This window comes from Variovorax sp. 10N412 (genome assembly GCF_056394985.1).
The window spans coordinates 707,303-730,172 of the sequence record NZ_JBFTIO010000002.1 but is presented as its reverse complement, the minus strand read 5'-3'; the positions used below and the strand labels follow the sequence as shown (position 1 = coordinate 730,172).

At 68.3% G+C, this 22,870-nt stretch carries 19 protein-coding genes; 5 read left to right on the top strand and 14 right to left on the bottom strand.

Features of this window, described 5'->3' with window-relative positions; genetic code table 11:
* Nucleotides 1-4: 4 nt before the first annotated feature.
* Nucleotides 5-970, top strand: a complete 966-nt coding sequence (locus tag AC1DJH_RS09005; protein WP_478185442.1) for a Bug family tripartite tricarboxylate transporter substrate binding protein — start codon at nt 5-7, stop codon at nt 968-970.
* A gap of 62 nt (nt 971-1,032) precedes the next feature.
* Entirely contained in the window at nt 1,033-3,126 is a 2,094-nt protein-coding gene (locus AC1DJH_RS09000; protein WP_478185441.1) for an alpha/beta hydrolase domain-containing protein, read from the top strand.
* Here AC1DJH_RS09000 and AC1DJH_RS08995 read toward each other — a convergent pair whose 3' ends face one another.
* The gene (locus AC1DJH_RS08995; protein ID WP_478185440.1) at nt 3,127-3,915 is read right to left on the bottom strand and encodes an NAD(P)H-dependent oxidoreductase; all 789 of its coding nucleotides are present in this window, start codon (nt 3,913-3,915) and stop codon (nt 3,127-3,129) included.
* An 89-nt stretch (nt 3,916-4,004) separates the two neighbouring features.
* Here AC1DJH_RS08995 and AC1DJH_RS08990 point away from each other — a divergent pair, with 89 nt between their 5' ends.
* Nucleotides 4,005-4,898 (top strand): LysR family transcriptional regulator, encoded by an 894-nt coding sequence (locus tag AC1DJH_RS08990; RefSeq protein WP_478185439.1) that lies wholly within the window; start codon nt 4,005-4,007, stop codon nt 4,896-4,898.
* A gap of 213 nt (nt 4,899-5,111) precedes the next feature.
* Here AC1DJH_RS08990 and AC1DJH_RS08985 read toward each other — a convergent pair whose 3' ends face one another.
* Nucleotides 5,112-5,501, bottom strand: a complete 390-nt coding sequence (locus AC1DJH_RS08985; RefSeq protein ID WP_478185438.1) for a DUF5071 domain-containing protein — start codon at nt 5,499-5,501, stop codon at nt 5,112-5,114.
* Between the two features lie 266 nt (nt 5,502-5,767).
* Nucleotides 5,768-6,046 carry a hypothetical protein gene (locus tag AC1DJH_RS08980; RefSeq protein WP_478185437.1) on the bottom strand — a complete coding sequence of 93 codons (279 nt, stop codon included), beginning with the start codon at nt 6,044-6,046 and terminating at the stop codon, nt 5,768-5,770.
* A 425-nt stretch (nt 6,047-6,471) separates the two neighbouring features.
* On the opposite strand from AC1DJH_RS08980, the gene AC1DJH_RS08975 reads away from it, so the two are divergent.
* Entirely contained in the window at nt 6,472-7,461 is a 990-nt protein-coding gene (locus AC1DJH_RS08975) for an OmpA family protein (RefSeq protein WP_478185436.1), read from the top strand.
* 33 nt (nt 7,462-7,494) lie between these two features.
* On the opposite strand, the gene AC1DJH_RS08970 is transcribed toward AC1DJH_RS08975, so the two are convergent.
* The gene (locus tag AC1DJH_RS08970; RefSeq protein ID WP_472114553.1) at nt 7,495-7,989 is read right to left on the bottom strand and encodes an Lrp/AsnC family transcriptional regulator; all 495 of its coding nucleotides are present in this window, start codon (nt 7,987-7,989) and stop codon (nt 7,495-7,497) included.
* Nucleotides 7,990-8,054: 65 nt separating this feature from the next.
* Between AC1DJH_RS08970 and ilvB the strand changes: the two genes are divergently transcribed.
* Nucleotides 8,055-9,848: a biosynthetic-type acetolactate synthase large subunit gene (ilvB, locus tag AC1DJH_RS08965; protein WP_478185435.1), complete on the top strand. Its 1,794-nt coding sequence runs from the start codon at nt 8,055-8,057 to the stop codon at nt 9,846-9,848.
* A gap of 213 nt (nt 9,849-10,061) precedes the next feature.
* Here the strand turns inward: ilvB and AC1DJH_RS08960 are convergent, their stop codons facing one another.
* The 10 genes from AC1DJH_RS08960 to aptA all read right to left on the bottom strand — a co-directional run bounded on the left by AC1DJH_RS08960 (nt 10,062) and on the right by aptA (nt 22,714).
* Nucleotides 10,062-11,444 carry an NHL repeat-containing protein gene (locus tag AC1DJH_RS08960; RefSeq protein ID WP_478185434.1) on the bottom strand — a complete coding sequence of 461 codons (1,383 nt, stop codon included), beginning with the start codon at nt 11,442-11,444 and terminating at the stop codon, nt 10,062-10,064.
* Between the two features lie 242 nt (nt 11,445-11,686).
* The gene (locus tag AC1DJH_RS08955; protein WP_478185433.1) at nt 11,687-13,444 is read right to left on the bottom strand and encodes a hypothetical protein; all 1,758 of its coding nucleotides are present in this window, start codon (nt 13,442-13,444) and stop codon (nt 11,687-11,689) included.
* A 23-nt stretch (nt 13,445-13,467) separates the two neighbouring features.
* Nucleotides 13,468-14,118 (bottom strand): FMN-binding negative transcriptional regulator, encoded by a 651-nt coding sequence (locus AC1DJH_RS08950; protein WP_478185432.1) that lies wholly within the window; start codon nt 14,116-14,118, stop codon nt 13,468-13,470.
* A 6-nt stretch (nt 14,119-14,124) separates the two neighbouring features.
* A complete protein-coding gene (locus AC1DJH_RS08945) occupies nt 14,125-15,111 on the bottom strand; it encodes an alpha/beta hydrolase fold domain-containing protein (protein ID WP_478185431.1) in 987 nt (328 codons plus the stop codon).
* Entirely contained in the window at nt 15,108-16,781 is a 1,674-nt protein-coding gene (locus AC1DJH_RS08940) for an ABC transporter ATP-binding protein (protein WP_478185430.1), read from the bottom strand. Before AC1DJH_RS08940 ends, AC1DJH_RS08945 begins: the two co-directional genes overlap by 4 nt.
* On the bottom strand, nt 16,778-17,593 hold the full coding sequence (locus AC1DJH_RS08935; protein ID WP_478185429.1) for an ABC transporter permease: 816 nt from the start codon (nt 17,591-17,593) through the stop codon (nt 16,778-16,780). The genes AC1DJH_RS08940 and AC1DJH_RS08935 overlap by 4 nt, the downstream gene beginning before the upstream one ends.
* On the bottom strand, nt 17,590-18,534 hold the full coding sequence (locus tag AC1DJH_RS08930) for an ABC transporter permease (RefSeq protein WP_478185428.1): 945 nt from the start codon (nt 18,532-18,534) through the stop codon (nt 17,590-17,592). Before AC1DJH_RS08930 ends, AC1DJH_RS08935 begins: the two co-directional genes overlap by 4 nt.
* A gap of 18 nt (nt 18,535-18,552) precedes the next feature.
* A complete protein-coding gene (locus AC1DJH_RS08925) occupies nt 18,553-20,166 on the bottom strand; it encodes an ABC transporter substrate-binding protein (protein WP_478185427.1) in 1,614 nt (537 codons plus the stop codon).
* Nucleotides 20,167-20,201: 35 nt separating this feature from the next.
* Nucleotides 20,202-21,302 (bottom strand): C45 family autoproteolytic acyltransferase/hydolase, encoded by a 1,101-nt coding sequence (locus tag AC1DJH_RS08920; RefSeq protein WP_478185426.1) that lies wholly within the window; start codon nt 21,300-21,302, stop codon nt 20,202-20,204.
* Between the two features lie 20 nt (nt 21,303-21,322).
* Nucleotides 21,323-22,714, bottom strand: a complete 1,392-nt coding sequence (gene aptA, locus AC1DJH_RS08915) for an omega-aminotransferase AptA (RefSeq protein WP_478185425.1) — start codon at nt 22,712-22,714, stop codon at nt 21,323-21,325.
* Between the last annotated feature and the right edge of the window lie 156 nt (nt 22,715-22,870).

Below are 22,870 nucleotides of genomic sequence, written 5' to 3'. Positions count from 1 at the left end.
AACAATGAAACGATTTCCCCTTGCCGCACTGACCGTCGCCCTTGCCCTCGTGCCCTTGCTCGGCCATGCGCAGGACTTCCCCGAAAAGGCCATCACCTTCGTCGTGCCCTTTGCGGCCGGCACCGCCACCGACCAGATCGCGCGCGCGCTCGGCAACCAGATCGCCACCGAGACCAGGCAGGCCGTCATCATCGACAACAAGGCCGGCGCCAGCGGCTTCATCGCCTCGCAGGCCGTGGCCAAGGCGCCCGCCGACGGCTACACCGTGCTCATCACCACCAACACCACGCACGCGGCCAACGAGCACCTGTTCAAGAAGCTGCCCTACGACCCGGTGAAAGACTTTTCTCCCGTCGCCGCGCTGGGCAAGGGCGGGCAGATCATGGTGGTGAACCCCGCGTTCCCCGCGAAGAGCGTGGCCGAGTTCATCGCGCTCGCGAAGAAGGACCCGGGCAAGTACAGCTTCGGCAGCGGCAGTTCGTCCAGCCGCATGGCGGGCGAGTTGCTGCAGCAGATGGCGGGCATCAAGCTGCTGCACGTGCCCTACAAGAGCAACACGCTGGCCGTGACCGACCTGCTGGGCAGCCAGATCAACATGATGATCACCGACACGGCCACCGGCCTGCCGCAGGTGAAGGCGGGCAAGCTGCGCGCGCTGGGCATTTCCAGCGCCGCGCGCTCGCCGCTCGCACCCGACGTGCCCACCATTTCCGAGGCCGGCGTGAAGGGCTATGAAATGGGCTATTGGTTCGCGGCTTACGCCCCCGCGAAGACCCCGCCCGCCGTGGTCAAGCGCCTGAACGAACTGCTGGTGAAGGCCGCGAAGAGCGACGCCGCAAAGACCGCCTTCTACGAGCCGACCGGCACCGAGGTGTTCACGACCTCGCCGGAAGAGCTGGGCAAGTTCCAGACCGCCGAGTCGCAGAAGTGGGGCCGGATCGTGAAGGCTGCGGGCATCGAAGCCGAGTAGCAGGCACGCCGCAACGCGCATCGGCGCCGCGACGACACAAGACATACAACAGGAGACAAACCATGAAACGCTGGAGCCCTTTGGCTGCCACGGTGGCTTCGGCCGCCCTTTTTCTGAGTGCATGCGGCGGCAGCGGTGGAGGAGGAGGCGGCTTGTTGCCGCCCCCGGCCGCCACCACGACATCGCCCGCGGCCACGCCACCCGTGGCTGCGGCCGCCCCCAGGTACAAGCTCGCCATCACCGCCACCGAAGACGTGCCCGGCACCTTCGGCAGCGTGGGCGCCTACGAGAAGATCAGCGGCACCTTCACCGGCGAGGTCGACCCGAAGGACCCGCGCAACGCCATCATCCAGGACCTGCAACTCGCGCCGCTCAACGCCAACGGCAAGGTCGAGTACGCGTCGGACTTCGTGCTCTTCAAGCCCAAGGACATGCGCAAGGCCAGCGGCGTGCTGCGCTACGACGCGCCGAACCGCGGCAACATCGTCAACCTCGACCCGTACTTCGCCTCGCGCGGCCATGTGTTCCTCACGGCCGCGTGGCAGGGCGACGTGCCGGCCGCGCCGGGCAAGCTCACGCTGAAGGTGCCGGTCGCGAAGAATGCCGACGGCAGTTCGATCACCGGCACCTACCGTGCCGAACTGCTGCCGACCACGGCCACCAACGATTCGCTGCCGCTGCCCGGCGGCCCGTTCAACGCGGCCATGCAGGCCTATGCCACGGCAAGCCTGGACAACACGCAGCTCGGCTACGTGCTCACGCGCCGCGTCAACGAAGGCGATGCGCGCCAGCTCATTCCCGCGAGCGAATGGAAGTTCGCGAAGTGCGGTGCTGCCACGCCGTTCCCCGGCACGCCAGACGAGACGAACGTGTGCCTGAAGGACAAGTGGGATCCGGCGTACCTGTACGAGCTGGTCTACGTCGCGAAGGACCCGAAGGTCATGGGCCTGGGCCTGGCCGCGCTGCGCGACATGATCGGCTTCTTCCATCTCAGCGCGAGCGACGCGGCGGGCACCGCCAACCCGGTGGCCGCCGCCATCAGGAACACCATTGCCTCGGGCGTTTCGCAGTGCGGCAACTTCATGAAGACCTTCGTGCACCTCGGCTTCAACGAGGACAGCGCGGGCGGCAAGGTGTTCGACGGCGTGTTCGCGCAGATTGCGGCGCGGCAGACCAACATCAACATGCGCTTCTCGGTGCCGGGCGGCGGCGGCGGCGTGCGCGCCGACCACACCGCCTTCGGCCAGGCCGGTGCGCGCGGCCTGTCGAAGGACTACGTGGACGACGTGGCGCAGCGCCGAGGCGGAATTCTGTCGCGCTGTGAGGCGAGTGGCACCTGCCCCAAGCTCTTCATTGGCTTCAGCGGTACCGAGTTCTGGACCCTGCAGGGTTCGCCGCTGCTGACCGATGCGTGGGGCAGCGCCGACCTGGTGCAGCCCGGCAACGCGCGCATCTACTACTACGCGAGCTCGCATCACCTGCTGGGCCTGGCCTCGCTGCCGGGTGCGGGCGCCGGTGCGCTGTATGCCACCAATGCGAACACGGGCGTGATTCCGGTGGTGCGTGCGCTGTACCAGAACCTCGACGACTGGGTCGTCAACGGCACCACGCCGCCCGACAGCCAGGTGCCCAGGCTGGCCGATGCGACGCTGGTGCGACCGCAGCAGGTCAGGTTTCCGGCCATTCCGGGCGCGAGCTACACCGGGCTGGTCAACACCTACTCGCTGCTCGACTGGGGTCCCAACTACCGCCCGCAGGACGAGAGCGGCATCGCCACGCAGGTGCCACCGGCCAGGCTGGGGCGCGACTACGCGATCCTGGTGCCGCAGGTGGACGCGGACGGCAACGACGTCGCAGGCATCCGAAGCGTGGACGTGGCCGTGCCGCTGGGCACCAACACCGGGTGGAACACCACCAACGTGCCCGGGCGCATCGATCAGGCGGGGTTGTTCGGCTCATACTTCGCGTTCGCCAAGACCCCGGCGCTGCGTGCGGGCGATCCGCGCCTGTCGTTGCAGGAACGCTACGTGGACCAGGCGGGCTACGTTGCGGCCGTCACCGCCGCCGCCAATGACCTGGTGGCCAGGCGCTTCATGCTGCGCGTCGATGCCGATGCGGCCATCGCGAACGCAGTCGCCAACCCGGTGCTGCCTTGACTAGTCCGCACGCGGTGCGCTGTGCACCGCGAAACCTGCCTGGCCCGGCGCAATGTCGGGCCGCAGGGTGAGGGCGGGAATGTCGTAGTCGCCGGCGTTCTGCGGGCGGAACGGAATCGGCTCGGTCGTGAACAGCGTGTCGAGCCGCTGGCCCAGTTCTTCGGTGATGCGCGCGTAGGCCGCCGCGTCGATCTTGTGCGTGCGATACACCAGGTACGGCGGCAGCACGTCGAAGCCCGGGTAGTAGAGGATGCCGTGCTGGATCGGAAACAGCAGGTCGTCCATCGGCCCGTTGACGCCGCGCGGCGCGTAGTGCGACTCCCAGCCGCCCGCCGTCACCACCAGCATCGCGCGCTTGCCGGCCAGGGTGCCTTCGCCGAAGCGGTCGCCCCAGTGCGTGTCGGAGTGCTCGCCCACGCCGTAGGCGAAGCCATAGGCATAGATGCGCTCGACCCAGCCCTTGAGGATGGCGGGCATCGAATACCACCACAGCGGAAACTGCAGGATCACCGCGTCGGCCCACAGCAGCTTCTGCTGCTCGGCGGCGATGTCGGCCGCCTGGGTTCCGGTTTCGAAGGCGCGCAGCGACTCCAGCGAGGGGTCGAAGCGCGCGGCGCTGTCGCGCGCGGGAAAGTCGTCGGCGTCGAGCGCGGGCTTCCAGCGCATGGCGTACAGGTCGGACACGCGCACGGAATGGCCCGCGGCGGCAAGGCGCTCGGCCGTGAAGCGATGGAGCGAGCCGTTGAGCGAGGCGGCTTCGGGGTGGGCAAGAACGAGCAGGATGTTCACGGTGTCTGAGGCTTTCGAATGAATGAGCCCTCAGGTTAGGCAGCGTGGCGCTATATTGGAAATGAATAGTTTGAATTCCAGGTATTGCCATGAACAATTTCAGCCGCCTTGACCTGAACCTGCTCGTCACGCTCGACACCCTGCTGGCCGAGCGCAACGTGACACGCGCCGCCGAGCGCCTGAACCTGTCGCAACCCTCGGTGAGCGTGCAGCTCGCCAGGCTGCGCGAGGTGTTCGACGACCCGCTGCTGGTGCCCGCGCAACGCGGCATGCGACCCACGGCGCGCGCTGACGAGCTGCGGGAGCCGCTGCGCGAAGCGCTCGAATCGCTGGGCCGCGCGGTGGCGCCCACGAAGCCCTTCGACCCCGCCGAAGCCACCACCACCTGGCGCGTGGCCGCCGCCGACTATGCCGAGTCGGCCATCCTGCTGCCGGCACTGGCCGGGTTGCGCGCCGCGGCGCCGCGCACGCGGCTGGCCGTGGTGGAGGCCGTGCCGTCACGCATGGCGCGGCAGCTGGAGCAAGGGGAGATCGACCTGTTCTTTCACACCAGCGTGGGCGCACCGCCCGGCCTGCACCGGCGGGTGTTGTTCCACGAGCGCTATGTGCTTGCAGGGCGGGCAGGGCACCCGCGCCTGAAGCGGCGCCCGACGCTCGCGCAGTTCTGCGCGCTGGAGCATGTGGTGGTGTCGCCGGGCGGCGGCGGCTTTGCCGGGCCGACCGATGAAGCGCTGGCCGAACAAGGCCTGAGCCGGCGCGTGGCGCTGTCGGTGCCGCACTTTCTTTTCATGATGTCGGTGCTGGCGCAGACAGACATGGTGGCGATGCTGCCGGAGCGGCTGGCGCGCGGCGCGCCGGGACTCAGGGTGGTGGAGGCACCCCTGGAGGTGCCGGGGTACGAAATGGCGATGCTGTGGCATGAGCGACGGCATCGGGACTCGGGGCATCGGTGGTTGCGGGAGTGGATTGCGGGGAGTCTGTGAAGGCGGCGGAGGGGTGTTCAGGTGGAACAAGTCCTTGAGCGCTGCGCTTGCCGCCACCGTGGGCAAGGAGGCGATGTGAGGATCATGGAATTGGAGTCGGCTTCAGACTGGTTGCAGTCTTGAGGGCGCGTCGGGTGACTGTCTCATTCGGGCCCAAAAGAGACGTCCCCGACCCTCGATAGCAGACACCCGAAAGACGTTGTCACGGCCTGCTCAGGCCGCTTTCTTAGCCAGGATCCTTCGAGCGATCTCATCGACCTCTTCGTCACTTTCACCTGGGCTCGGGTCCAAGGCCATGCGCAAAAGGTGCGGCTCGACGGCAACTGCGAGCCTGGGTGACGGAGCAACAAGTTTGTCGAGTACCCAGTACTTCCAGACGTGATCTTCAGACTCAAAGATCACCCGCAGATGAGGTGCCAGTGGTTCACCGACGCTAGCCAGAAAGGGGATCAATACCTTTGCGACAGGCCAGTTGATGTCTTGCACCCAAGCGATCAACTCAGGAAGAAGCGCGTCGACGGCCGGATAGCCTAGAGCGACGATCGCTTCTGCCTTCGGCAAGTCGTGCTTGTCGACTGGCAAAAGTTGAGCAGTTTTAGGCAATGAGTTCTCCCACATGTTCAACGGCCACTACTGGCCGAACCCGGAAGTCTAGCCTCGGCCAACGACAGCCCACTTCCGCTGGCAAAGCCGACTATCAACGCTGAGTTGAACAGCCAACACAAGGCCATCATTCACCTCAACGTGTCCGAGCGGCAGATGCGCCGTTTGAGTCAGCGATGCCGCACCGCACGCATCGCTGCTCTTGGCGACTTGGCCCATGCACCGACCCCGCCGCTCACGCCGCCGTCAGCCTAAGCCAACCCTCATCAGCCCTCCGGCTCCCACTCGCCCGCGCACTGCTGAAACAACTCCCTCGCCTCGTGCACAAGATCCGTCGCGATCCAGAGCATGTTCTCCAGATGCGTCGGCCCGTCGCCGGCAGTCCATTCGATCCCCTCGCCGCGGCAGCACCACAGCAGCGATCTCAACTGCTCCAGTTTGTTTTCGAGGAGGTCCGCAGCGCTGGGGCCGCTGGTGCCCGCGGTGGTGGTGGTTGCTGCGGGAGATGCCGGCGTGCGACGCCGGGCCATAATTCGTTTAGCCATTTGTTGTGCGTTCTTTCCAAGGTGATGCACTTCAGGTGGTCAGACGGTCGGGGTGTTTCAGCACCCCGGCCGTCGCCTTCTTTCTTGTTTGCCTCGCATTCGCCCCGATGCGTGTAGCACCGAAGGCCCGCCGCGAAGCCAGCGGCTCATTCATCCGAAGTCTTGTGTGTGACGCCTTCCTTGCCCGCTAGGTGGGGCTTTGAGTGACAGGGGCATCCACTTTAAAGAGGCAAATCGCAGGCGGGTCAACTGAATGCGCTAGTAAGTCTCAGATCGCGCGATTCAATGGTTTCCCAATGTCGCCATCGCGCCCGCGCGCAGCTCAGGGCACCGGCATCCGCCACGGCATAGACCATCCGTCGAATGCCCAACAGCCGATGGCCGCCCTAGCATCCGACACGTTGCCGCTCTTCCCAACGTCTCCGATGAAAAAGCTCGCCTTCTTCGCCGCCACAGCCTTGCTCTGCTGGGGCGCACTCGCCGCCGAGCCTGCCAAGGACCACCCCCTGGTCGGCCGGTATGAGGGCGCGGTGCTCGACGGCTACAAGGCCGCCGCCTACGACGAGGTCGGCCTCATCAAGGAGCCTTTCCAGAACTGGGCCGGTGGCAAGCCCGACCTGCTGCAGGTCGAAGGCAAGGTCACGCTCTACCTCTACAAGCTGCCCAAGGAGCGCTCGCTGCTCGAGGTGCAGCGCAACTACGAGTCCAGCCTGAAGGCCAAGGGCTTCGAGGTGCTGTTCAGCTGCGGCACGGCCAACGCCTCCTGCTACAAGCCGCGCCCCAACAGCGTGGACACCAACACGCCCTACGACTTTGCGCTGGCCTTCGACAACCCCGAATGGCCGCGCCTGGGCAGCCGTGGCGACTACGCGCGCAACTACTTCGGTGTGAGCGGGCGCTACCTGCTCGCGAAGAAGGCCGGGCCCACCGGCACCGTGTACGCCAGCATCGCGCTGGCCGAGCACAACGCCGACGTCGGCAACCACGCCTTCGTGCGGGTGGTGGAAACCAAGGCGATGGAAGACAACAAGATCGTGTTCGTCGACGCCACGGCCATGCAGAAGAGCCTGGCCGAAACCGGGCGCATCAATCTCTACGGCATCCTGTTCGACCTAGACAAGGACGTCATCAAGCCCGAGTCTCAACCCACGCTCGACGAGATGACCAAGCTCATGCGCGGCAACCCGCCGCTCAAGCTGTCGGTGGTGGGCCACACCGATGCGCAGGGCGAGGCGAAGCACAACGACGACCTGTCCAAGCGACGTGCGCTGGCGGTGATTGCAGTGCTGGTGAAGGCGGGGGTGGATCCGCGCCGCTTCACCACGCGCGGTGCCGGTGCGTCGGAGCCGGTGGCGCCCAACGACAACGAGGCGGGGCGCGCGAAGAACCGGCGGGTTGAGCTGATCAGGCTCTGATTCCGCGGCCCGCGCGTTCGCACCACCTTCCCGTCAAATGATGGGCACGCTGGCCTCCTTCAGCACGCGCAGCACGAAGTGCGACTTGCTGTGCCGGATGCCGGGAATCTTGTAGAGCTTTTCGCGCAGCAGCCGTTCGTAGTCGCGCGTGTCGCGCACGGCGATGCGTATGTAGTAGTCGTAGTCGCCCGACACCAGGTAGGCCTCCTGGATCTCTGGAATGGTGGCCAGCGTGCGGCCGAAGTCGTACAGGGTTTCGTCGGTGTGGCTCTCCAGCGTGACCTGCACGATCACCGAGTCGTGGTAGCCGAGCTTGGCCGGGTCGATGTCCACCGTGTAGCGCTTGATGACCCCCGTGGCCTCGAGTTTCTTGATGCGCGTCCAGCAGCTGGTGGGCGACAGACCCACCTCGTTGCCGATGTCCTGCAGCGTCTTGCGCGAGTCGAGCAGCAGCACGCGCAGGATCGCCAGGTCGGTCTTGTCGAAAGATCCTTCGCCATCACCGGGGATTTGCCGATTGATTTTCATGAATCGCGTCCAAAGAGCCAAAAGAAAGATGCTTATTTTGCGCTCAAACCGGAAGAATTGACGGCATGCGACTGCTCGACCTACCCCTCACGCCCACCCTGTCCCTTCACACCGAGGCGCCAGCCCGTATGCGCAACGGCGCCGAAGCATTGCTCGACACGCTGGTCGAGTGCGGCGTGGACACCATCTTCGGCTACCCCGGCGGTGCCGCGCTGCCGCTGTACGACGCGCTGCATGGCGAGCCGCGGCTGCGCCATGTGCTGGTGCGCCACGAGCAGGCGGCGGTGCACGCGGCCGAAGGCTATGCGCGCAGCACCGGCCGCGTAGGCGTGGTGCTGGTCACCTCGGGGCCGGGCGTGGGCAACACCATCACCGGGCTGCTCGACGCCATGAGCGACTCGGTGCCGGTGCTGTGCATCAGCGGGCAGGTGGCCACCGCCGTCATCGGCACGCAGGCCTTCCAGGAGAGCGACGCGCTGGGCATGTCGCGTTCGGTGACCAAGTGGAACAAGCAGGTTCGCTCGGCCGACGACGTGCCCGCGCTGGTGCGCCGCGCGCTGGAGATCGCCACCACCGGCCGGCCGGGCCCGGTGCTGCTCGACGTGCCGAAGGACATCCAGCTCGACCGCCTGGGCCGCCAGCCCGAGGCCAACCCGTCGAGGCCCTTGCGCGCCTTGCGCACCCACCGCGCGCCGCTGCCGCCCAAGGCCATGATGCAGCGCGCCGCCGACCTGCTCTCGACCGCGCGCCGCCCGGTGATCTACGGCGGCGGCGGGCTGGTGAACTCGGGGCCCGCCGCGTGCGAGGCCTTTGCCAGGCTGGTGAACCTGCTGCATGCACCGTGCACGCTCACGCTGATGGGGCTGGGCGCGTTCCCCGCATCCGACCCGAAGTTCATCGGCATGCTGGGCATGCACGGCATGCTCGAGGCCAACCTGGCCATGCACGAGGCCGACCTGGTGGTGTGCGTCGGCGCGCGCTTCGACGACCGCGTGACCGGCAAGCTCGACGAGTTCTGCCCGCATGCGCGAAAGATCCACATCGACATCGACCCCGGCAGCATCAACAAGGTGGTGCAGGTCGACGTGCCGATGGTGGGCGACTGCGGCGCTGTGCTCGAGGGCCTGCTGGCGCTGCTGCCCGAGCATTTCGCGCCCGAGCGGCTCGCGCCGTGGTGGGCGCGCATCGAGCGCTGGCGTGGCGAAGACTGCCTGGCCTTCGAGGCGCGGGAAGACGCGATCCTGCCGCAGCAGCTGATGTCGAGCCTGCAGCAGGCCATCGAGGCGACGGGGCGCGACACCATCGTGTCGACCGACGTGGGCCAACACCAGATGTGGGCCGCGCAGTACCTGCGCTTCGACAGCCCGCGGCATTGGCTCACCTCGGGCGGGGCGGGGACCATGGGCTACGGCCTGCCGGCCGCCATCGGCGCGCAGGTCGGCCACCCGGAGGCGCTGGCGGTGTGCGTGAGCGGCGATGCGTCGGTGCTCATGAACATCCAGGAGCTGTCGACGGCCGTGCAGCACCGCGCGGCGGTGAAGCTGGTGCTGTGCAACAACGGCTACATGGGCATGGTGCGCCAGTGGCAGGAGCTGAACCACGGCAACCGCCTGAGCCACAGCTGGAACGAGGCATTGCCCGATTTCGTGGCGCTGGCCAAGGCCTTCGGCTGGGGTGCGCGGCGCGTGACGGATCCGGCGGAGCTGGAAGAGGCGCTGGCGGAATGCCTGGCGAGCGAGGGGCCGTATTTTCTGAACGTCGAAGTGGCGGCGCAGGAGAACTGCTTTCCGATGATGCCGTCGGGGCATGGGCATCACAGGGTGATGTTGGCGAAGGACAGGTGGTACGAGGAGGAGTGAGGGCGCGTTGGCCTGGGGTGAGGGCAGGGGCCTGACAACATCGCGCGGCCTGCATCGCCGCTCACCGCCGCAGAGGCGGCTGGCGCCGCTGGTAGCGGCGGGGCTCGCCGGCCTGCCGGCCGATTTTCCCCCCGAGCTCTGATCAGCGCGCACGCGCTTCTTGCACGCGGCGACGCGCTCGGCGCACATCGCCGCGGCGCGCCGCAGCACGCCTCAGGGCGCCTGAACCGGCGTGACCTTGCGGATCAAGTTGCCGAAGGTGTCGGCGACAAACAGCGTGCCCGCTGCGTTGATCGTGAGCCCTTGCGGCTGCGTGAACGTGGCAGCCGCGCCGATGCCGTCTTGCCCACCTGTCACACCCGCTTGGCCGGCGAGGGTGGAGACAACCCCTGCCGGTGTGATCCTGCGCAACAGGCTGCTGCCGAAATCGGCCACGTAGACATTGCCGTCCGCATCGACAGCCACGCCACGGGGATCGGAGAAGGTCGCGGAGTTGCCGGGTCCATCGATGGCGCCGGGCGTTCCCGTCCCTGCAAGGGTCGTGACCACGCCGGTGGGGGTGATCTTGCGAATTCGATGGTTGCTGCTGTCGGCGACGTAGAGGTTGCCTGACGCATCGATGGCAATGTTGTAGCCGCGCCCGAATTTCGCGGCGCTTCCCGTGCCGTCGGCAAAGCCCTGCGGACTGCTGCCGGCCAGCGTGATGACATCACCGTTGGGAGAGATCTTGCGAACGACGGCGCCGGAATACTCCAGAACGTACAGATTGCCGGCAGCATCCACGGCCACCGAGATGGGCGTGTTGAAGGTGGCGGCGGTTCCGTTGCCATCGGTCGTGGTGTTCGTGCCATTGCCCGCCACCGTGGTCACGTCGGCCGCCGGCGTGACCTTGCGGATTCGATGGCCCTGGGCGTCCGCGACGAAGGCGGTGTCGGTCGCATCCACTGTGAAGCTGGCCAGGTCCTTGAACGAAGCGTTGAGGCCGTTGCCGTCCACCGACGCCAAGACTCCGTTGCCGGCAAACGTGGTGACGTCGGCCTCGGGCGAAATCTTGCGCAAGAGGTTGTTTGCCCAGTCGCCGATGAACAGACCACCATTCTTGGTGAGTGCGATGCCGTATGGGAGGTCGAACGATGCGGCCGTACCCTTGCCGTCGGCGGTGCCCGAGGAGCCGGTGCCGGCGAGCGTCTCGACCTTGGCCACCGCGGCCGAGCAGGCCACCGCCACGTCGCTCACGTCGGCCGAGGCCTTGCCGGTGTCCTTGGTGACCGTGCAGAACTGCCACAGGGGTTGGGTGCGAACGCGGACCTTGTAGTCCGAGCCCTCGACCAGGGTCGTTGCAAAGGTGAACTTGCCATCGGCCGACAGCTTCAGGTCGTCACCCCCGTTGTTCTGCAGTACCAGATGACCGGCAAGGCCGGTGACCGTGCCGCCGATGGAATGATTCACGACGGGCGGCACCGTCGCGGGAGGGTTCGGCGCGACCACCGGCAGAAAAGATCCGCCACTTCCACCCCCGCCGCACGATGCCACCAGCATGACCGCACCGGCCACGGCGCCGATTCGCGCGACCGAATTCGCATGACTGAAAAGCATCTTGTCCCCTCTTTATGGTTGTATGACTCAACAAGAAGAACCCCTGCCGACGAGCGTGCACGGGGTTCTAAATGTCAATCATTGTTAAAAAAAGTGTCGAAGGGTATCCCCAGAATTTGGTATTTTTCGCGGTCGGCGATCTCATCTGGCTCCAGCAATGGCTCCCTGGTCCGCCAGTTGGACTTTGGCCGTCAGCGAATGCCGGCACGCCTCGCCATTCGGGAGCAGTACGGGAGCCCCCTTCACGAATGCCCGTCCACCCGCATCTGGAACAGGAAGTAAGGCGGAATGCACGCGCCGTTCCCCTCGGCCTGACCCTCGGCCTGCGCGCAGATGTAGTCGTCGCGGCAGGCCTGTTGCGCCGAGCAGCTGCGCAGGTTGCCGGGCCGCGTGTGCCTGGCCAGGCATTCGCCGAACGGCTTCTTCGTGGCGAGGCAGCTGTTGAAGTCGCTGAGGACCGCGATGCCGCCGCAGGTGCCGTTCTTGTCGTTCGGGTCGCAGGGGCCGGAGCACATGCCGCCGGGGAAGCCGACCGACGTGGTCTCGCACACCGAGGCCGCGCCTTCGCAGGCGACGCGCGGCAGCTTCTGCGCGCGGTCCAGCCAGGGGTTGGCCGACTGCGTGATGCGCGTGGGCTCGCAGCGTGCGCCGACCGTGGCTTTCTCGGGCGCGGCGTTCGGCGCGCCAGGTTCGTCGGGCTCGGCGAGCGGACGGAACGGATCGGGCCGCGGCATCGACAGCGACGCCTTCACGTACGTGGCACGCCGCGCCAGCTCGTCCTGCACATGCGGCGAGTGCGGCACGGCGAGCGCATTGCCCGGCGTGAAGGTGCGCGATGCGCCGCGCCGGTCCACACCCAGCAAATGAAAGCCCGCGACCGCGCGGCTCTGGTGGCAGCCCGCGCAGCTCAGGTCGTCGAGCCGGCGCAACACGGCCTGCGGCGACTTCAGCGTGCGGCTGCCTTGGACGGCCTGCCACTCGCCCGCTGGGAAGACCTGCGCGAAGGGTTGGTTGGCAAGCCGTTCCAGCCCGCGCGGCGCCACCGAGGTGGCTTCTGTCGCCAGGAACTTCTCGGGAATCTGCAGCGTGGCTTCGTCGAGCGCGCGCAGGTTGGCCGGCTGCGCAATCCATTGCTGCAGCTCCTTGCGCAGCGGCGCATCGGCCTTCAGCTTCGCGACGTCGGGCGTGTTCTCCAGCGTCGCCAAGTCGAAGCGCCCGGCAACCGCGTTCCAGCGGAAGGCGCGCAGCATGTACTCGGCATGCCCGCCCAGGTCGGGCCGCACCGCCGACGGCCAGCGCACGCTCTGCAGGTTGGTGGTGATCTGCGCGATGCGCGCCGGTGCCAGGCGTTGCGGCGCGAGCGGGCCGTCTGCCGACACGAGCCAGCGGCCCAGCGCCTCGCCGCTCATCGAAGCCGCAGGCGGCTGCCAGCGTTTCGCGGCACTGGCGCAACTGCCGTTCGCATCGGGCGCGTCGCCGCGCAGCTCCACGTTGACAGTCATCGGCAGGCGCGACTGCATCGCCGCCGTGCGGTAGGCCAGCCGGTACACCAGCCGCGTCTCGCCGCATGCGCCGCTCTGGAAGGGCCGGCGGTCCATGCGGTTGGCCACGCCGACCAGTTCGAACCAGGCATCGGGGCTCGCGAGCCAGCGCGCGTCGAACAGGCGGTGGGGGTATTTCGAGATGCCGACGCCGGCCTGCCTGTCACGACGCTGGATGCCCGCGAGGCTCTGGCCGATCGGCTCGGCGATGGAGCGCCACGCGGGTGAGCGCATCAGCGCCTGGTTGGTCGCGATGCCGCCTGCGGAGGCTGGCGCATCAGCGGCCCAGTGAGAGAAACCGGCACCGGATTTTTCTGCGGCCTGCAGCGCGGTGGGCGAAGTGACGAGGAGCACCGGCTCCGCGGCGTGGATCGCAGGCGCGGCGAGGGAAAGCGTGAGGGCGAGCGTGAGGGCGAGGGCCAGCGCAAGGCCGGCGGGCAGGTGTTTGGAAAAAGGCACGCGGACGATTGTGCCGCGCTGCTTCACACCGCCCGGGTCTGTTCCATCTGCCGGCGCATCAGGCCGGCCACCGCCACGCCTTGCGCGTCGCCCAGCCGCTCCAGCGCCGCGATGACGCCCCGCCGGTCTTCTTCGGATCGGTCCTGGTTGAGCTTGTACTTGCCCTCGAGCACGCGCACCGGAATCTCCACCGCCGCGATCATGTCCAGCCGCGGCGCCACGAAGTCGAAGGGCATCGCGTCGTAGTTCCATCCGCCACCCAGCGGTGTGTCGTACACCGCCACCGTGCGGCGCAGCACCGCATGCACGGCCAGGCGGTCCTCGACCACGCGGGGCGTGCCGCGCGCATGGATGGCGGTGTAGTTCCAGGTGGGGAAGGTGTTCTGCTTCACGTACCAGCTGGGCGTGACGAAGGCATGCGGGCCATGGAAGATGGCCAGTGCCTCACCGCCCGCGCACAGGTCGGCGTACTGCGGGTTCTTCTTCGACAGGTGCGTGGTCAGCAGGCCGGGGCCACCGCCCGCCGTGTCGTCCTGCGCATCGAGCAGAAAGGGCAGGTGCGTGGCATTGACGCCTTGCGCGCCGACGGTGACCAGCGTGGCGAAGCTCCATGCGCGCATGCCGGCATGCAGCGTGGCGAGGTCGGCCTCGATGTAGGGCTTGGGTGTGTACATGCGCGCTCAGCCCTGGGCCAGCGTGCGCAGCCAGCGCACCGAATCGTCGAAGGCGCGGCCGGCCACGTCGGCGACGGACACCGCTTCCAGAAAACCGTGGATGGTGCCGGGGTAGAGCGTGTCGGTCACCGCCACCCCGGCGGCGCGCAGGGCGCGTGCCATCAGCACGTTGTCGTCGTACAGCGGATCGCACTCCGTGACGACCATGCACGCGGGCGGCAGGCCGTCGAGCCGGGCCGTCAGGCTGTGAAGCCGCGGGTCGCGGAAGTCGTCGGGCTTGCGCAGGTACAGGCCGTAGAACCACACCATCATGTGCAGCGACAGGCCGTACTCGCCCGCGCCGTAGCGCACCGCCGACTCGCGGTACAACTCGGTGCTGTAGGCGCCGTAGTTCAGCAGCATGCCCAGCGGCAGCGCATCGCCGCTTTCGCGCAGCACCAGGCAGGCGCCCACCGACAGGTTGGCGCCGGCCGAGTCGCCGCCGATGAAGAGCTGCGCGGGGTCGATGTCGAGCGTGCGCGCGTTCGCCCGCAGCCAGCGCATCACGTCCACGCATTCGTCGTGCGGCTGCGGAAACTGGGCCTCGGGTGCGCGCGTGTAGTCGATGCCGACGACCGCGATGCCCGCGCGGCCCGCGTACTCGCGCATCACGCGGTCGTGGGTGTCCAGGCTGAACAGCACGAAGCCGCCGCCGTGGATGTAGACCAGCGCGCCTTGCAGCCTGCGGGCCTCGGGGTAGTGCACGCGGATGCGCACGTCGCCATGGCGGGTCGGCACATGGCGCTCGACGGTGCGCGCCATCTGCGGGCCGCCTTGTGTCCACGGCGCGCGCACCTTCTCCGCGTTGGCGCGGCCCTCGGCGATGGGAATGGTGTGGCGCTTCGGGTAGCGCCCGCCCTCGGCGGCCATGAGGCGCATGAACTCGACGATCTGCGGGTCGAGCGGCGGCGGCGCTGAAGGGTCGAGCCAGGAGTACGGCGAAGTAGACGTCACGCGAAGGCCTTCTCGGGAACGGGGGGGCCGGCGATGTTCAGGGCGGCAAGGGGGGCCAAGGTGGCAAGAGGCCGCGGCGTGGCCGCGAGCAGCGCCTGCGTGTAGGCATGGCGCGGGTCGTCGAACACCGCGTCGCGCGGGCCTTGTTCCACGATGCGCCCGCGCTCCATCACGATCACGCGGTCGGCGATCTGCTCGACGGCCGCAAGGTCGTGGCTGATGAAGAGGCAGGCGAAGCCGTGGTGCGCCTGCAGGCTCTGGAACAGGCGCAGCACCTGCGCCTGGATGGTCATGTCCAGCGCGGACACGGGCTCGTCGGCCACCACGAAGGCAGGCCGGCGCACCAGCGCACGCGCAATCGCCACGCGCTGGCGTTGCCCGCCCGACAGCTCGTGCGGGTAGCGCGCGCCCAGGCCGTCCAGACCGACTTCGTCCAGCGTTTCCTTCATGCGCCGCACGCGTGCCGCCGCGTCGAGAGAGGGCAGGTGGCGCAGCGGCTCGGCCACGATGTCCTGCACGCGCATGCGCGGGTCCAGCGAAGAGAACGGGTCTTGAAACACCAGCTGGCAGGCCAGCCGGAAGCGGTGCAGCGCGGCGCGGTCGGCCGTGCGCACGTCTTCGCCGCGGAACAGGATCTGCCCGCCCTGCGACGGCGCGAGCCGCAGGATGGCGCGGCCCAGCGTGGTCTTGCCCGAGCCGCTGCCGCCGACCAGCGCGACCATCTCGCCGGGGTGGATGTCGAGGTCGAGCGTGTCGATCACGCGTTGCGGCGCATGGCGCTTGAACAGGCCGGCGCGCGCGCCGGGGTAGCTCACGCACAGGCCGCGCACCTGCACCAGCGGCTGCTGTTGCACGGCGCTTTGCGCCTTGGCGGCCTGGCGGCGCGGCAGCGCATCGACCAGCTTGCGGGTGTAGGCCTGCTTCGGTTCGACGAGGATGGCGGGCACGTCGCCGGTCTCCACCAGCCGGCCCTTCTCCAGCACGATGGCGCGCTGCGCATAGCGGCCCACCAGCCCGAGGTTGTGCGTGATGAGCAGCACGGCCGTGCCGTTGTCGCGCGCCAGGCCCACCATCAGGTCGAGCACTTCGCGCTGGCTCAGCGTGTCGAGTGCGGTGGTCGGTTCGTCGGCGATCAGCAGGCGCGGCTTCAGCAGCATCACGCTGGCCAGCATGATGCGCTGGCGCATGCCGCCCGAGAACTCGTGCGGGTAGGCGTGCATGCAGCGCTCGGGGTCGGCAATCTGCACGCGGTGCAGCATGTCCAGAATGCGCGCGCGAATCTCCGCGGCCGAGAGCTTGGTGTGCATGCGCAGCCCCTCGGCCATCTGCTCGCCGATGCGGTGCACGGGGTTGAGCGAGACCATCGGCTCCTGGAACACCATGCCGATGCCGGGGCCGCGAATGGGGCGCATCGCTTTCACGTCACGTGTGCTCAGGTCTTCGCCGTCGAACACGATGCGCCCGCCGGTCTGCGCAATGCCCGGTGGCAGCAGTTGCAGGATGGCGCGCGCGGCCATGGTCTTGCCGCTGCCCGATTCGCCGACCACCGCGAGGAACTCGCCGGGCTTCACGTCGAAGGACAGGTCGTGCACCAGCGGCTGGGTGCCGTGGCGCAGCTCGATCTTCAGGTGCTCGACCGACAGCACGGGGGGGGTCAAGGGTGTGTTCATGCCTTCTCCGTGCGCGGGTCGAGCCGGTCGCGCAGCGATTCGCCCAACAGGTTGATGCCCAGCAGCGTGAGCGCGATGCACAGGCCCGGCACCACGCACAGCCACACGGCCGAGGCCATGTAGGGCCGGGCGCTCGCGAGCATGTTGCCCCAGGTGGGCGCGGGCGGCGGCACGCCCAGGCCGAGAAAGCTCAGCGCGCTTTCCGACAGCAGCACCCAGCCGAACATGCTGGTGGCCAGCACCGCGACGGGCGCCACGCAGTTGGGCAGGATGTGGCGCCACATGGTGTAGATCTCGCTGTTGCCGATCATGCGCGAGGCCTCCACGTATTCGCGCTCGCGCAGCGACAGCACGGTGCCGCGCACCACGCGCACCACCGAGGGCGCATAGGCCATGCTCAGCGCCAGCACGATGCCCCACTTGTTGGCGCCCACGATCACCATCACGCCCAGCGCCAGCAGCAGGCCCGGGAATGCCAGCAGCGTGTCGTTGAAGGCCATGAGCACGCGGTCGGTCCAGCCGCGCACGAAGCCCGCGACCACGCCCACCACCAGCCCGATGGCGGTGGCCAGCGTCACCGTGAGCAATGCGACCAGGCAACTGGTGGCGGCCCCCTGCATGGCGCGGCTGGCCACGTCGCGGCCGAATTCGTCGGTGCCCAGCCAGTGCGCCATGGAAGGCGGCTGCAGCTTGGAACGCAGGTCGATGCCCAGCGGGTTGTAGGGCGTCCACACGGCCGCCAGCACGGCCAGGACCAGCAGCACCGCAATGAGCACGCCGCCGATGAGGGTATGGGTCTTGAGCTTCTTCACTGCACCGAGACCCGGGGGTCGAAGAGGGGATAGCACATGTCCACGATCAGGTTGATCACCACGTAGATGCAGGCGGTGAACAGCAGGCAGCCCTGCAGCACCGGGTAGTCGCGCGCGAAGATCGAATCGATCATCAGGCGGCCCAGGCCGGGCAGGGTGAACACCGTTTCCAGCACCGCGATGCCGCTGAGCAGGTGGCCCAGGATCAGGCCGATCATGGTGAGCGTGGGGTTGAAGGCGTTGGGCAGCACGTGGCGGCGCAGCACCTGCGACTCGGGCACGCCCTTGGCGCGCGCATGCGTCACGTATTCGAGCCGCAGGATCTCGATGGTGCTGGCGCGCGACATGCGCGTGAGCACGCCAGTCTCCACCAGCAGCAGCGTGACGATCGGAAGAATCACGTAGAGCACGCCCTGCGAGAAGTTCTCGGACAGCGGCACGTAGCCCACCACCGGCAGCCAGCCCAGGTACTGGCCGAAGAACATCAGCAGCAGCAGGCCGAGCCAGAAGCTGGGCACCGACAGCATCAGCGTGGCCGCGCCGATGATGGCCAGGTCGGTCGGCCGATCCTTGCGCCAGGCGGCGACGAGGCCGGCGGGCACGGCGATCAGCGAGGCGAGCGCCACCGCGACCAGCACGATGAAGGCGCTCACGTGAAAGCGCTCCCAGATCAGCGGCAGCACCGCCAGTCCGTTGGTGGTCGACACGCCGAGGTCGCCGGTGAGCGCATGGCGCAGCCACACGACGTACTGCACGGGCAGGGGCTGGTCCAGCCCCATCTGGTGGCGCATGAGCGCGAGCTGCGAAGGGTCGGCGCCTTCGCCCAGCATGAGCAGCACCGGGTCGCCCGGAATCAGCCGCATCAGGGCGAACACCGCGATGGAGACCAGCAGCAGCGTCGGGATCGTCATCGCGATCCGGCGCAGGAGGTAGGCGAGCATGAAGATGCGGTCCCTCTATCAGCCGGCCGCTGCCAGCCGCACGTTCCAGAAGCGCGGCTTGGCCGGCGCCCAGCCCTTGAAGCCGACCACGTTCTTGCGCATGGCGGTGGCGTCGCTGGCGTTGAACAGCACGATCATCGGCACGTCCTGCAGCATCTGCTTGTGCATCTCGTCGAACAGCGCCTGGCGGCGCGCCTTGTCGCGCGACACCATCGATTCGGTCAGGCGCGCCTGCGCATAGGGGCTGTCCCACACCTTGCGCGGCTGGCTGGCCTTGTCGCCGGACACCATCTCGTAATTGAGCGAGGGGTCGATGCGCGCGGAGTAGATGAAGGCCATGCTCTGGTACTGGCCCTTGGTGTAGCGGTCGAGCTGGGTGGCCCAGTCGAGCACCTCGAGCTCGACGTTGATGCCCGCCTCCGACGCCATGGCCTGCACCAGCACGGCGGCCGAGTACAGCGCCTCGTAGCGCTTGTTGGCGATCAGGCGGATCGGCTGGCCGCGGTAGCCGGCCTCGGCGAGCAGCTTCCTGGCGGCCGCGAGGTCGCGCTTGAAGCCGCCGGCCTGCGCCGCGTCGTAGTAGGGGCTGGACGAAGGCACCACCGAGTTGTTGACGGCCGAGAGGCCTTCGGTCACGGTGCGCGCAATTTCGGGGGTGTCGAGCGACAGCGCCAGTGCGCGGCGCACGCGCACGTCCTTGAGCACCGGGTCGTTGGTCTGGAGCAGCAGCGCGACCATGGTCATCACCGGCGTGGTGTCGACCAGCACGTCGGTGCGCTTGCGCACCTCGATCACGTCGGAGGGGCTGGGGCTGATGAAGGCGTCGATGCCGCCGCTGTAGAGCGCGGCCTTGGCGGCGGCCGAGTCGGGAATGACGACGAAGCGCAGGTTCTCGACTTCGGCCTTCTTGCCCCCCGTGAGCCCGTCGCGCGGCTCGGCGCGCGAGGTGTAGCCGTCGAAGCGCGTGAGCTCGACGTACTGGCCGCGCTTCCATTCCTTGAGCTTGTAGGGGCCGGTGCCCACGGGTTCCTTCCACGCGCCGTCGGGGCCGACGGAGCTGCGGTGCACGATGGCGGCGCTGCCGCAGTCGGGGCGCGCCATCATGGTGAGGAAGAGTGCGCTGGGGCGTTCGAGCTTGAAGACCACCGTCTTCGGGTTCGGCGCCTCCACGGCCAGCACCTTGGTCATGCCCTTGCCGTCGAACTCCGGCAGGCAGCGCCAGCCGCTGGTGGGCTTGAGGTAGCGCTGCCAGTTCCACACCACGTCGTCGGCCACGAGCGTGGCGCCGTTCTGGAACTTCACGCCGTCGCGCAGGGTGAAGGTGTAGGTCAGGCCGTCGGCGGAGGTGTCGATCTTGCTGGCCAGCATCGGGCCCACGGAGGTGTCCTCGCGCAGCGCGACCAGCCCTTCGCCCACGTGCAGCAGCACGTTGTCGGTGTTGTCGTCGCGGTTGCCGCCGGGGTCGGTGGTGCGGATGTCGGAGTTGATCTGGATGCGCAGCGTCTGGCCGGCGCCGGCGGCGGGTTGCGCCGATGCCGAGGCAGCGGCTGCAGCGGCGGCGCCCAGGCCCAGCACCAGGGCCGCGGTGCGCCATGCAGAGGGTGGGCGAGAGGGGGGCACGGGTAGGTTCATGGCAACACTCCTGGCGTGGGCTGGGCGAAAACGGGTCAGAGGGAATATTCGGTGAAGCGGTGGGCCCTGAAGGGCGCCGGTGCGATGCGCATCTTTCGTGCCGCCGGGTCCATCACGATGGTTGCCACGGTGGCCGACGACGCGCCGCCGGGCCCCGCGCTCGGGCTGCGGCACACGGCGCGCGGCGCGCCGAAGCGGTCCTGCAGCGCGTCGAGCACGTCCTGCTCGGCGAGGCCGCCGGCGCGTTGGCATTGCAGGTGCAGGGCTTCGGTCACGCGGCGGTCGCGGTAGAGCGAATCGGGCGTGGTCTCCAGGCTGCGGTCGACCACGCGTGCGAGCGCGGCCGGCGTCTTGAAGTGGTTGGCGTGCACCAGGATGCCGGCCTCGGGCTGCTGCCAGAACACCTGCTCGGGGCAGGTCTCCAGGCTCACGGCTTCGCCCTCGGCGTGCGTGAGGATCATGTTGTTGGAGATGGAGCGCGCCGTGCGGCACACCACGCCCAGCGCGTTGGCGTACAGCTCAGACTGCAGGATGCCGCGGCGAATGAGCGCGAGCGGCACGCCCTGCTGCCTGCCGTCGCCGTCGGCCTTGATGAAGTTGCCGGTGACGGCGATGCCCGCGCTGTTGAGGCCGGCGCGCGCCAGCGTGCCCGCTTCGGCGAAGGTCAGCATCGACGGGCCCTTGGCCGGCTGGATGCGCAGCACCACGCCGAGCTCCAGGCTTTCGACGCGCCAGTCCCAGTTCTGCGCGTGGATGAGCTTGCCGTCGCGCGAGGCCGAGGGCATGACCACCACGCCGGTGCAGCCGTCGGGCGGCTCGGTGGCTTCGAGCTGCTGGAAGGCGTAGAGCATTTCGCTGCGCGCATTGAGCGCCACGATGTCTTCCGCCGGCACGCCCGCGCCTTCGGCCACGCCCTCGATTTCGCGCAGCATGCCGGCGTCGAAGGCCTCGATCATCGGCATGAAGCGGCGCGCCAGCGCGCGGGTGCGGTCCCAGCTCAGGCCCACGCGCTCGAAGGCGGCGCGGTAGGTGCGCAGGCTCAGGTCGATGCGGTCGCCGGCGGCGCGGCCGTACTGCCGGCCGCACTGCAGGGCGTCGCCTTCGATGTCGTAGAGGGGGAAGGATTCGATGTCCATGGATTGCTCTCTCAGGGGTTTCAGGCGGCCGTGTCCGTGGCCTGCGCGGTCTGCGCGATGGCGGTGCGCAGGCTGTCGACGATCTGGTCGATGTGCTTGCGCTCCAGCGTGAAGGGCGGCGACAGCGCGATGGTGTCGCCCACCGAGCGCACCAGCACGCCGCTGTCCAGGCAATGCTGCGCCACGGCCTGCGCATGGGTGCCGGGGCCCGCGGCCCAGGTCTGCAGCTCGACGCCGGCGAGCAGGCCCACGTTGCGCACGTCGGCCACGCCGGGCAGGCCGCGCAGCGCGTGCAGGCATTCCTCGAAGTAGGGCGACAGCGCGCCGGCCTGGGCGATGAGGCCGTCCTCGGTGTACGCGTCGAGCGTGGCCATGGCGGCCGCGCAGGCCAGCGGATGGCCCGAGTAGGTGTAGCCGTGCGAGAGCTCGACGGCGCTGACGCTGCCTTGCATGAACGCATCGTGCACCGCGCCGCGCATCAGCACCGCGCCCATGGGCACCGCGCCGTTGGTCAGGCCCTTGGCGGTGGTGATGAGGTCGGGCACCACGCCGAACAGGTCGGCCGCGAAGTTGGCGCCCAGGCGGCCGAAGCCGGTGATGACCTCGTCGAAGATCAACAGCACGCCGTGCTTGTCGCAGATCTCGCGCAGGCGCTTCAGGTAGCCGCGCGGCGGCGGCAGCACGCCGGTGGAGCCGGCCACGGGCTCGACGATGACGGCGGCCACGGTCGATGCGTCGTGCAGCGTGAGCAGCGCCTCCAGCGCATCGGCCTTGTCAATGCCGTGGCCGGGCTCGCCGCGCGAGAAGGCGTTGCGCGCCAGGTCGAGCGTGTGCGGCAGGTGGTCCACGCCGTTGAGCAGCGGCCCGAAGGTGCTGCGCTGGCGTCCGATGCCGCCCACCGAGATGCCGCCGAAGCCCACGCCGTGGTACGCGCGCTCGCGGCCGATGAGGCGGTAGCGGCCCGCGTCGCCGCGTGCGCGGTGGTAGCCCAGGGCAATCTTCAATGCGGTGTCGACCGACTCGGAGCCCGAGTTGGTGAAGAACACATGGTCGATGCCCGCCGGCGCCATTTGTGCGAGGCGCTCGGCCAGCGCGAAGGCGCCGGGGTGGCCGATCTGGAAGTTCGAGGCGTAGTCGAGCACGTCGATCTGCGCCTTCATGGCCGCGCTGATGCGCGGGTTGCGGTGCCCCGCGTTCACGCACCACAGGCCGGCAATGGCGTCGAGCACGCGGCGGCCGTCGGCCAGGTCGTAGTACAGGCCTTCGCTGCCGACGATCAGGCGTGGCGCCTGCTTGAATTTGCGGTTGGGGGTGAAGGGCATCCAGAACGCCTCGAGGGATGCGGGCGATGCGGGCAAAGCGGTCGGGTGCGGCGCTGCAGTGCGCGAAGACAGGGTGTCGGCTGGGGCCACGAGGTTTTCTCCGTTGGAAGCGACCCGGCTCTCGGGTCGTCGTGGGGCCGATCTTGAAACCCAAATTGTATTTTTGACATGAGATGTACATGGTTTTTTGCCGTCAAAAATACAAAGACCCGGCGATGATCGGCCTCCAGCCCCCGCGATTCCGGA

Bases quoted from the DNA above. Each gene is read 5' to 3' on its own strand.
- AC1DJH_RS08940 (WP_478185430.1), bottom strand. From the start codon at position 16,781: ATGAACACACCCTTGACCCCCCCCGTGCTGTCGGTCGAGCACCTGAAG.
- AC1DJH_RS09005 (WP_478185442.1), top strand. From the start codon at position 5: ATGAAACGATTTCCCCTTGCCGCACTGACCGTCGCCCTTGCCCTCGTG.
- AC1DJH_RS08960 (WP_478185434.1), bottom strand. From the start codon at position 11,444: ATGCTTTTCAGTCATGCGAATTCGGTCGCGCGAATCGGCGCCGTGGCC.
- AC1DJH_RS08950 (WP_478185432.1), bottom strand. From the start codon at position 14,118: ATGTACACACCCAAGCCCTACATCGAGGCCGACCTCGCCACGCTGCAT.
- AC1DJH_RS08925 (WP_478185427.1), bottom strand. From the start codon at position 20,166: ATGAACCTACCCGTGCCCCCCTCTCGCCCACCCTCTGCATGGCGCACC.
- AC1DJH_RS08980 (WP_478185437.1), bottom strand. From the start codon at position 6,046: ATGGCTAAACGAATTATGGCCCGGCGTCGCACGCCGGCATCTCCCGCA.
- AC1DJH_RS08920 (WP_478185426.1), bottom strand. From the start codon at position 21,302: ATGGACATCGAATCCTTCCCCCTCTACGACATCGAAGGCGACGCCCTG.
- AC1DJH_RS08970 (WP_472114553.1), bottom strand. From the start codon at position 7,989: ATGAAAATCAATCGGCAAATCCCCGGTGATGGCGAAGGATCTTTCGAC.
- AC1DJH_RS08975 (WP_478185436.1), top strand. From the start codon at position 6,472: ATGAAAAAGCTCGCCTTCTTCGCCGCCACAGCCTTGCTCTGCTGGGGC.
- ilvB (WP_478185435.1), top strand. From the start codon at position 8,055: ATGCGACTGCTCGACCTACCCCTCACGCCCACCCTGTCCCTTCACACC.
- AC1DJH_RS08990 (WP_478185439.1), top strand. From the start codon at position 4,005: ATGAACAATTTCAGCCGCCTTGACCTGAACCTGCTCGTCACGCTCGAC.
- AC1DJH_RS09000 (WP_478185441.1), top strand. From the start codon at position 1,033: ATGAAACGCTGGAGCCCTTTGGCTGCCACGGTGGCTTCGGCCGCCCTT.
- AC1DJH_RS08930 (WP_478185428.1), bottom strand. From the start codon at position 18,534: ATGCTCGCCTACCTCCTGCGCCGGATCGCGATGACGATCCCGACGCTG.